We start from the raw sequence: 11,294 nt of genomic DNA on the forward strand, positions 1-11,294 counted from the left end.
TTTTGATTCTAACAATAGCCTCAGCCAACTCTTCAAATAATTCTTGATGCGTAAAGTCTGTTTAATATCGGCATCATGGATTGTCCGCAGACTTTTAGGTTCTAACTTACTCACCTAATAACCTGATAACGTTTAAAAATGGCGAGCGTCCAGTAATTGGCTTATTACCTCAACCAGATGCGGGAGACGAGTCTAAAGGTTAAGATATATCATTACTTTTTAATTATCTTAGATATTGAAAACCAATATATTTAACCAATTATGGCGAAACAAGAAACGCTGTCAATACTACCCGAGGAGGTGGTCATGAATAAAATATATGTATTCCGTGGATACAAAGTAATGCTGGATAGTGATCTCGCAGAATTATATGGTATTGAAACTAAGGTCTTAAAGCAAGCAGTACGAAGAAATATAACCCGTTTCCCTGATGATTTTATGTTTGAGTTATTAGAAAATGAATATGAACTTTTGAGGTCACAAATTGTGACCTCAAAAGCAGATAATAGAGGTGGTAGTCGATATTTGCCAATGATGTTCACAGAACAGGGAGTCGCAATGCTATCTTCCGTATTAAAAAGCGACATCGCTATCAAAATAAACATACAGATAATGCGGGTATTTACGCGAATGCGCCAATTATTAACGGATAACACGGATCTCCGTCTTGAAATCGCTGAAATAAAAAATGCTGTCGAAAAAATTTCTAGAAAACAAGATGGTCAAGATAAAAATATGGAGCTTGTATTCGAATACATTGACCGTCTCCAAGATAAAATAGAAGAACTGATACCTGCTGAAAGAAAAAGAATAGGATTTGATGTAGGGAGTAAAACAGAATAGCTCATGATGGATAGATTTGTTTTTTATCGGCATCATGGAATACCCGCAGACTTTAGGTTTAAACAAGTAACACAGTGACACAGTGACGCAGTAACGATTAGTTTAACTTACTCACCTAACAACCTGACGAGTAACGCAGTGACGAATAACGAATAGTCTAACGTTTTAACCTAACAAGTAACACAGTGACGAGTAACGCAGTAACGATCAGTCTAACTTTAAAAAAGTAACACAGTGACAAGTAACGCAGTAACGATAAGTCTAACTTTTAAATAAGTGACGCTCTGACAAGTGACGCGGTAACGATTAGTCTAACTTTTAAATAAGCGACAGAAGGGAGCAAATCATTACATTTTTCACTATCTTAGACACTGAAAACCAATAGAATAAATCAATTATGGCGAAAGAAAATGCGCTATCTGTACTACACGAAGAGGTCATCATGAATAAAATATATGTATTCCGAGGGCATAAAGTAATGCTAGATAGTGATCTCGCAGAATTATACGGCATTGAAACTAAGGTTTGGAGTTGCTAACTTAGTCGGCAGTGTAAGTTAAGAACAATAAATATCTTGATTTTGAAACGATGGCTAAAATCCGTAAAAAACACGATCGCACCTTTAAAGAACGTGCAGTGGCGTTAAGTAAAGACAGGAAAAACATTTCTATGAGATTGAAATACAATACATACAACCGGGAAAGCCTGCTCAAAATGCTTATATCGAGCGACTGAATCGAACATTCAGGGCGGATGTATTGGATGCCTATTTGTTTGGTTCAATGCTTTTGATGGCCCAGGGATGGAAACTATTGCATCAGTAGGTTCTGGTATTGAATCGGAACGGAGCTCGAAGAATTGACCATAAAATTTTCGTTTCCCCGAATACTTACCATTCCTGCGCTCCAATCTCCGCCAGTTATAGAACGTCCCCGGACTAATATCATGAGACAGACAGACAGACAGACAGACAGACAGACAGACAGACAGACAGACAGACAGACAGACAGAATTCATCGGGTTCAACATGATCTTTGACTTGGTCATACGCACTGATTAAAGAAAGGATCTCATCATTACCACGGCGAATCCGTTCGCGCTTGTATTTAAAGGATACTATAGGGCTCATATCTGAAATTTTATAGAACCAACAGTAATAACTATAAAAAAATTGTCAAGATGCGCTACACAGTGAGCTTACGCATAAGTTCATAAATAATGATTAGACAGCGATTGTCGTATTTGAATAGATAGAAACCTGGTATAACCGAAAAAGAATGCATTCTGCACTTAGATACGCGTTCCGTGAGGAAGTTTGGAAGAAAACTGAATCAACTAAATATTACAGCTTAACGCAAGATCGATTCTAATTGTTGTAATTCCAGTAGAATCTGTAAGTTTTTTTCACGACGACACTATCACATTTTAACGTAATCCGTCGGTAACATTCCAAATTGCTTCGAAAAACATTTTGTAAAATACGATGGTGAACCAAATCCAACGAGATAACCAATCTCCGTCACACGATACTTACCTTCTTTTAAGAATATACACGCTTTCTTCAGTCTAGTCACTTTAATAAAATCATTAGGTGTCATCCCTGTTATAGCCTTTACTTTCGAAAATAAGGAAGTACGGCTCATGGCCATTTCCGACGCTAGCTTTTCTATTGAAAACGCAGAATCATCAAGATTTTCATTGATAATAGCCAAACAGCGTTCAATAAATTCTTCGTCCATTTTATTATGTGTCGTGACCTTTGCTTCTAAATTTGGCGTAGATGCATATCTTTTCTTTAATTCCTCCCGCTTGTCAAGCAGATTCTTAAGTTGTGCTTTAAGCTGGAATGGAGAAAATGGCTTTTCTACATAAGCATCAGTACCAATCTCCAATCCTTCTAATTTTGTTTCAATATCATGCTTTGCCGAGAGTAGTACGATAGGAATATGTGATATTTCAATATCACGCTTGATCTGACGGCATAATTCAAGCCCATCCATATCTTCCATCATAATATCACTAACGATTAGATCAATTGTCTCGCCCCTGAGGATCTCTAAGGCGCTTGGTCCATTCACTGCTATAATGACAAGATACTCCTCTTCCAAGATTTTGCGAAGAAACTCAAGCACTTCAATATTATCATCCACAACCAGAACTGTCCTTTTGTTGTTGCCAATCGTCATCTGATCTGCCTCGTAATCCCCCTCAATATGCTTGCTGACTTCTTCCGGTATCCCAGAATGTAAACCTAAAGGTTGTGCTATATCGAGTTTTTTATCCCATTGCTCTTTTCTCGTCGGAATCTTCACCAAAAATTTTGTGCCCGGTTTTTGCTCTTTTCGATCCAAAACAACGATCTCTCCACCTAACATTTCGATCAAGCTCTTTGTCAGATGTAAACCGACTCCTATACCGCTATTAAACACACTCCCATTCTCGCCTACTTGGTAAAAAGCTTTAAAAATATTTTCCCGTTCTGAATGTCCGATCCCTTTTCCATCATCTTCTATCGAAATTATTGTCCAACCATTTTCCTCATAAGCAGATAACAAAACTTTTTGTCGTGCAAATTTCAACGCATTGGAGATCAAATTGCTAAATATCTTAATTAAAGCCTCCTTATCTGCATATAGATGTAGATGATCAGTACCCGCACAAATCTCAAGGTCAACATTACTTTGCTTAGCGGCAATTTTAAACATAGACCTGACTTCATCCAGCAATTGTTTCAGATCGATAAAAGAATAAGTAAGCCTATAATTACCCGTATCGACCTTTCGAAAATCTAGTAATTGTGTAATTAATGAATAGAGTCTTCTATAATTGAGTTGGACAATGGAAAGATATTCACCATAACTATCTCTAATTTCCTTAGATTTTGAAATATATTCAATAGGACCTATGATCAAACTTAAAGGTGTCCTAATCTCATGGGCTATATTTGTAAAAAACTCAAGTTTGGAATCGTAAATCTGTCTCTCTGCATCTAATTCAACTTTCTTAATCTGCGCATTATGTCTCTCTTCAGACCTATTCAGCAGATATCTGATAAGAAAAATAATCAAGGCTATTAATAAAATGATATATATGATAATTGCTGGTTTTGACTTTAAAAAATGAGGATGGACTTTAATGTCAAGCTGAAAATTTCGATCTGCCCATACATGATCACTGTTGGTACTCTTTAATAAAAGTTTATACTTACCGGAAGGAAGGTTGGTAAATGTAATGGAATTTGCGCTACTCTTTACTTCATGCCATTCCTCATCAAAACCTTCCAGTTTATATTTGTACATAGTCTGTGAAGGGTCTACATAACTCAGTGAGGCAAACTCTACAGAAATAGTAGACTGATTGTAAGCAAGATCTAAAGAGCTAATTAATCCAATAGGTTTACTTATTGGGCTGCCAAAAAATTGTGGTGATACCACTTTATTATTTATGGACAAACTCGTAATGACAACTGGCGGGACATACTTATTTTCAACGAGCTTGTTTGGGGAAAATTGACAAAATCCATTAGCCGTCCCAAACATAAGCCTCCCTGCACTCGATAAACAAAAGGACTGAGAAGTAAATTGTTCATTAAACAAACCGTTTGATTTCGTATATAATTTGATATTCTTTCCATTATTATCCACACATACTAAACCCTTATTCGTTGCCACCCAAAGCATATTACCATCTGGCACAATAGAGGATATAATCTGATTAAGAAGATTCAGCTGTTCATATCGAATAAAACTATCATTCTTTTTGTCATATCTACAGAGTCCATAACCGTTAGACCCAACCCAGATATTCCCGTTTGCATCAGACGTTAATGATGTTAATGCATTCCGTATTAAACTTGACTTATTTACAGGATCAAATTCGTACTTCTTATAGGTCTTCTCTTTTACATTATATTTATAGAGACCTTTATTATTTGTAGCTATCCAAATATTATTATCCGAATCCTCTGCAAAAGCTACAACGAGATATTCTGGTTCCAAGCGCACAAAATTATCTTGTTCGCGATTATAATAACAGACTCCACTTCCAGTACCAATATAGATCCTCCCATTACTACTTCTAAATAAGGAGAATACACGGGAAGAGGGTATCGAATTCGGATCATTCGGATCATGAAGATATGATTTAACAGCTTTAGTGTTAAGATCAATTATTTCCAAGCCTCGCTCATAGGTCGCGGCAAAGAGCTTATTATTTTCCTGCAAGAGATCATGGATACAGTAATAGGTCGCGTTTATATCACTTGCAGAACGATAAGGCACAATCTTTTCTGTCTTTGGATCAAAAGAATGAATTCCATTATCATCTGTGCCGATAAGAAACTGTCCGTTATCCAATTCTAAGATACTATTCACAACTTTTCCTAAACCAAGAGAATTTTTAAGTTCATAATGTTTAAAGTTATTTTGCACTGGCGGTAAATATGCTAATCCATCGAAATAGGATCCCAACCATAAACCTCCTTCGCGGTCCTTGAATATGTCATAAATAAACTTATTGTTTGAAAAAGATAAGTCGGAATTATTCACACTTGAATATTGAAGATTTCCTTCAATATTATCATAAATCCCGACACCATTATCTGAGCTTACAATAATTTTTCCGGGCTGATACTCCCGCATTCCCTGAATATGGTATAATAAAGTATTCTGTCCAGAGGGAGGGTAATGCAAAAAGGTTGAGGTGGACTTATCAAAACGGTCAATTCCCTGCTGAAAAGTACCAATCCATAAGTAACCATAACTGTCTTCAAAAATCTTCTGAATTGAATTATCAGAAAGGCTTGTAGGAGATGCTGTTTTCTTAAAATGACTAAAACTATTGCTCTCTTTTGAATACCGACTTAAACCTTGGCTATAAGTTCCAATCCAGATATTTCCTTCACTATCTTCACATAATGAGATAATACGATCTTCCGGAACAGTATTATTATTTAAGATATTATGCGTATACCTAAGTAGTTTTTTCTCTTTTGATAAATAACGAAATAAACCGTCTGTAGATGTACCTATCCAGATATCACCTGCTTTGTCCTGGATGATTGTCAATACACGTCCATTGATTGATTCCCCTTTAGCCGTCTTCACTACAAGTTTTTGAAAGGTGTCCGAATAGGGATCATAGATATCAACCCCATTGTCGAGTGCAATCCATAACCTTTCATCAGAGGCAATAAGTAGATCCATCACACTATTGCTGGAAATACAATTGGAAGACTTACTGTCATATCTGAAATTTCTAAAGCGGGTTCCGTCAAATCTATTGAGACCATCGTTGGTCCCAACCCAAATAAAGCCTACGGAATCTTGTACAATGCTATATACCCTATTAGACGACAACCCTTGATCCATCGTATAATTACGCTTGTTAACCTGACTTCTAGACTGAGCTAAAACATGATAAAAAAGAAATGTCTTTACAAGAATTCCAAACAGAAAAACAATCTTTAAATTTTTCATTACTTTATTAACTAATTTAAACATTGTAAATTTCATCTTTTAAATTCCCTAAGCATGCAATATTAATTTTTAACATCTATATTTCAAATTTAAAAATATAGAGATACTCCAAACCTCCTGGATATTACTTTCATTATATCAATCAAATAACAAATTTAAAATTGCATAATTGGGCGGCACAATTGATTTTCTTTTGTTATCCCTATGATGTCGGTTTAAAACACAATAATCAGCAATTTAAAAACTCCTCACTAATAAAATCGTTCAAAAAAATCCCAATCCCGTACAAAACATCAATTAATCCCATCAATATGCTTAAATATTAAAATATGTACAATCGAATCATCGAAAATTTATATTGAACGATCCTTCTATATTTTTGTACGATTGTATTAAACCTTTACTATCCGTTTTAATAACTTACTATAATAAATCTAATTTGAAAAACCCAATTTTTTATTATGAAAAGACCATTATTATTTATTATCCCATTTTTTTTATTTGGATGTGCGAGTGTTCCTGCTTATAAACATGTTAATATAATTCCTCGACCTTTGGACATCGAATATCACAAAGGCTTTAAAAAAGTTGATTCGAGCGAACTTTTTTCAAAAACAAAAAAATCAATAGTGTCATATGAGCTCAGCAATGAATTTTCTGATCTAGGGGACGAGGGATATATATTGGACGTAACTTCAAAAGACATATCAATAAAAGCTAAAACAAAAATTGGTTTATTTTATGGCGATATAACACTTCGCCAATTATACACTTCTAAAGGGCTTCCAAAAGTAAAAATAAAAGATAAGCCAAGATTTCCATACCGAGGTATACTGTTAGACGTTTCAAGGCATTTTTTTAGTAAGGAAGAAATAAAGGAATTGATTGACCTTATGTCCTATTACAAATTAAACACTTTACAATGGCATTTAACAGATGATGGAGGATGGCGAATTGAAATAGATGCTTACCCTAAACTTACACAACTAGGATCACATAGAACTGACAAAATCTGGCAAAACTGGTGGAAAAACGGAGGTAAATTCACTGAAATGAGTGCATCAAACGCGCACGGCGGTTATTATTCAAAAAATGATGTTAAGGAAATTATTTCATATGCTTCTAGCAAAGCCATAAATATAGTTCCAGAAATCGAGTTCCCTGGACATTCCCGAGCAGTGTTCGCAGCATATCCGGAATTATGTTGCAGTGGAATACCTTATACAAATAATGCTTTCTGCCCAGGAAATGAGAGTACCTATATTTTTATGGATAAAGTATTGAACGAAGTAATGGATCTTTTTCCTTCAAAAATTATCCATATAGGCGGTGATGAAACAAACATGACAGCTTGGAAGAGTTGCCCAAAGTGTCAGAGCCTTATGAAAATCGAAAACATGAAAGAATTTCATGAATTGCATAATTACATCGTCAAAAGAGCAGAAACCGTATTAAATAACAGAGGACGTAGACTAGCTGGATGGGACGAAATAATTGATAAAAAGTTAAATAAAACTTCGATTATTACATCATGGCAAGGAGACGAATTTGGGACTAGAGCGATGGAACAAGGATATGATGTAATATTTGCACCGTTGCATTATCTATATCTTGACTACTTCCAATCGTCACCTAATACACAACCTCTTGCACATGATGGATACACAACATTAAAAAAGGTATATAGTTATAATCCGCCTGTTAAAGACGATGATTCTCATGCATTAGGTATACAGGCTCAATTATGGACCGAATGGATATCAGATATGCCCCAGTTAGAATATATGGCATTTCCACGAACACTAGCTGTTTCTGAAGTTGGATGGAGTGTAAAACAAAACCGTGATTGGACAGATTTTAATAGAAGATTGCCATATCAATTAAAATATCTAAAAAATAGAGGTATAAATACATACAATCCTACCGGAAATATTGATTTCGATATCAGAACCGATTCATTAAATAAAAACGCAGTAGTTTCTTTAGAAAATGAAGAAGAAAGTTTAGCTATAAAATATACAACAGACGGTAGCATGCCGAACAAAAAAAGCAAAAATTATGAAAAGCCCTTTATCATAACTGATAGTTTAAATTTGACAGCAGCTTCGTTCAAAAATGATTCTACCATAGGGGAAGTGTTTAAACAAAATTTCTACTATCACAATGCTATAGGTAAAAATATCAAAAGTTCACTAAATAGTAATAATCTAAATTTGCTTATAGATGGACAGTTAGGAGGAAAAACATATTTAGATGAAAAATGGTTAAATTTTTCTGGCGATCAAGAATTTTTAATCGACTTAAAAAATACATTTACAATTCATATGATCAGTTCTCGATGGATGCAACTCTACGCTGGAGCTAGACGCAGCTTTCCAGACAAAATCGAAATTTATTACTCGTTAGATGGGAAAAAATTTGAACTAGCTGATAGCATTGTTAATAAAAATTCTGATGATATAAATAACAGTATTCTAAAAATCAATAGTTATTCTGCTAAAGGCTCATGGAATGCAAGATTTATATTGTTAAAAGTATTTTCTAAAAGAGGTGGAATGTCATTGGATGAAATTTGCATTTTTTGATTTAAACATCGTAATGATTAGAAAAGACAACATAAAGTTATAGTCTGAAATTTTATCCATCAAAAGGGCAGTCCAACTGGACCGCCCTATTTTATTCAATTTAATATATGCTTTACATGTCATTTCAAATATTTGACTGCAAAAAGGGGGTATTACTTTAGGCTCCTCTTTAATAAAAAAAAAATAAGTGTTCTAGAGTTAACAACCCGTTACTTCGAATATTCAGTTAAAATACTATTCAATTGTACCAATATAAGCTTACTGGCATCTCTCGCTAATTTATATAAACGAGTGCTATCATAAAAATCCCAATGCGCTAAGGTTATTTTTTATCTAAAAATCTAAATATCTCATCGATTACCACAATGGGAAATCTGTTTTTCTCTAAATCTTTAAGCCGATCTCGCGACAAATTATTTCCAGTACTCAAAATTACCATGCCAGCAAAATTATTAATAGCACAACGCTCTATACATTCTAGCTCAAGATATAGATCATCCTTACTTTGCATAAAAATAAGGTGGTAACCTAAGGAAGCCAGCGAACTCTCGAAATTGCATAATAGATTAGAAAAAAAAGGTGTATCAATAGTCGGAAGAATAACTCCTATTAATCTATTTTCAATGCATTTAAATAGTTTCACCATTGAATTGATCTCAAATGCATGGGTAAGAGCGTAATTCCGAACCATTTTCTTTGTTTTATGACTTATTTCTGGACTATCCGCTAGAGCTTTAGATATTGTTGATCTAGATTTATTAAGAGCTAATCCAATTTCTTTGACAGTAATCTTCTTCATATCATTCTATTATCAAAATTAAAGGTCAATTATTTCTATTTGATAAATGTTTTATTGCTCGAATCTTTAGCAAAAAACGCATTGCTTCGAATCTTCAATGTGCTTATTTGGGGTCATTTAGCTAAGTTTTTATGATTTTAAACTAAAAAGTTTCTTATCTAGATTGGTACTGTCACCGCCTACCATAATCGTAAAATCTCCCTTTTCCACAATAAAGTTTATATTGTTATTATAGAAACCAAGTTATTCATCCTTTATATCAAAAACGACTGTTTGCGTCATTCCCTTTTTTAAGTATTAATTGGAAATATAAATTCTCTAATTCATAAAATTGATTGCTAAACTTATTAATAACCTACATTGAAATTCATTATAGCGCCCGGTACACTGATATCAGAAATTTTAAGACTAGGGACTGTTCCGTCCCGCCAGCGTAGCATCGGATTTATCTTCCCATTTACAGATTTAACATTTTTGCCAAGTAGAACACGATTATCGTTTCCTGTTGCCACAGGTGGTTTGGTTGATCTATCGTTCATCAAGTCGACACCGTCTGCCGCCACAAGACGGAACCAGGGATGCATTGGCGCATTCGAATCCTCCACGACATGCCAGATAGCCAATCCAATATCCATAGGATGACCAGCTACATTGTAGCTAGGATACCATTTGCTATGATTAAGTGACTGAATAACAAAATATTCTTTTGAATTTTTTGGATTAACAAAACGGTACAACGTGTCTCTGGCATTCGACCTAATCGATATTTTCTTTTTGTCATCAGCAGAAATATCGACAACTTCCGCTGTTTTCAAGGTAAGCAACAACGGTGCACAATAATCGATGGGAGAATTTTCACTACCGGCATTCCAACCCATGATACAAAAAGATCCGGCATTTCCTTTTTTGGAAAGATCATCACCGGCCTGATTACCGATATCAGGAAAACGAAAAATTGCGTGGGAAGATTCATGTGCCAGTATCCTGGTCATATGACTTGTCTCTGTACCCTGGCCAATGTCACACAGTCCGATATGGTTCATGGGAATGTACGAATCACCACTTTTAAATGGAATAACTGATTTTACCCCATAGGCGGAGTAACCAAAGGGAACTAATACCAACCAGGAGCCAATTCCATTATTCGATAACTCCTTGTATCGAGTTAACCCCGGGATGCCATCAGGGTACTTTTCTTTTACTTTCAAAATCACGGAATCAGCAAAAGCCTGTCCCCAATCCCAGGGCTCATTGGTATCCGGATTTCTTCCAGATGAGTTTTTGAAGTAACTCCTATTTTTATGAAAGCGGATACGAACAACGGTATGGGTGACATCATACTTTCCATCTGTTTGATCTTTAAAAAACTCGTTCAGCGAGCCGACATTGCCTGCTTTATTGTAACCACTTTTCTGATTCAGCAAACTATCAATGGTCGCATCTGAAGCCTTATATTGAAAATCATTGAAATCCGCTATTACAGTCAGGCCATGAATTTTTCCCTGTGCATATAAACCTATAGAAAGGAATAAAAATAGAATTAAAAAAATATGTTGTTTCATACCAAAATAACTTGTAATCTGTTTTAAT

General features: G+C 35.0%; 7 protein-coding genes and 1 pseudogene. 4 read left to right on the top strand and 4 right to left on the bottom strand.

All coding sequences use genetic code 11. The annotated features are described in order from the left end of the window. The first annotated feature begins 261 nt into the window (after window positions 1-261). The 3 genes and pseudogenes from KO02_RS20910 to KO02_RS23405 all read left to right on the top strand — a co-directional run. Entirely contained in the window at window positions 262-843 is a 582-nt protein-coding gene (locus KO02_RS20910; protein WP_038701449.1) for an ORF6N domain-containing protein, read from the top strand. A gap of 478 nt (window positions 844-1,321) precedes the next feature. Next, the gene (locus KO02_RS24185; protein WP_235212403.1) at window positions 1,322-1,381 is read left to right on the top strand and encodes an ORF6N domain-containing protein; all 60 of its coding nucleotides are present in this window, start codon (window positions 1,322-1,324) and stop codon (window positions 1,379-1,381) included. A 136-nt stretch (window positions 1,382-1,517) separates the two neighbouring features. After that, window positions 1,518-1,628 (top strand): annotated as a pseudogene (locus tag KO02_RS23405) (integrase core domain-containing protein); the annotation flags it as partial. Here KO02_RS23405 and KO02_RS23890 read toward each other — a convergent pair. Continuing rightward, window positions 1,588-1,890 (bottom strand): hypothetical protein, encoded by a 303-nt coding sequence (locus KO02_RS23890; RefSeq protein WP_162473243.1) that lies wholly within the window; start codon window positions 1,888-1,890, stop codon window positions 1,588-1,590. The pseudogene KO02_RS23405 and the gene KO02_RS23890 sit on opposite strands and share 41 nt — an antisense overlap. Before the next feature lie 371 nt (window positions 1,891-2,261). Continuing rightward, the gene (locus KO02_RS20915; protein ID WP_038703136.1) at window positions 2,262-6,320 is read right to left on the bottom strand and encodes a hybrid sensor histidine kinase/response regulator transcription factor; all 4,059 of its coding nucleotides are present in this window, start codon (window positions 6,318-6,320) and stop codon (window positions 2,262-2,264) included. A 461-nt stretch (window positions 6,321-6,781) separates the two neighbouring features. Here KO02_RS20915 and KO02_RS20920 point away from each other — a divergent pair, with 461 nt between their 5' ends. Further along, window positions 6,782-8,905, top strand: coding sequence for a beta-N-acetylhexosaminidase (locus KO02_RS20920; RefSeq protein ID WP_051960152.1), 2,124 nt, complete (start codon window positions 6,782-6,784; stop codon window positions 8,903-8,905). Window positions 8,906-9,227: 322 nt separating this feature from the next. Here KO02_RS20920 and KO02_RS20925 read toward each other — a convergent pair whose 3' ends face one another. Both KO02_RS20925 and KO02_RS20930 read right to left on the bottom strand, forming a co-directional pair. Beyond that, the gene (locus tag KO02_RS20925; RefSeq protein ID WP_051960153.1) at window positions 9,228-9,704 is read right to left on the bottom strand and encodes a LacI family transcriptional regulator; all 477 of its coding nucleotides are present in this window, start codon (window positions 9,702-9,704) and stop codon (window positions 9,228-9,230) included. A 347-nt stretch (window positions 9,705-10,051) separates the two neighbouring features. Next, window positions 10,052-11,266, bottom strand: coding sequence for a hypothetical protein (locus KO02_RS20930; RefSeq protein ID WP_038701451.1), 1,215 nt, complete (start codon window positions 11,264-11,266; stop codon window positions 10,052-10,054). Window positions 11,267-11,294 lie beyond the last annotated feature (28 nt).

The sequence above is a fragment of the Sphingobacterium sp. ML3W genome, assembly GCF_000747525.1.
Lineage (GTDB): Bacteria > Bacteroidota > Bacteroidia > Sphingobacteriales > Sphingobacteriaceae > Sphingobacterium.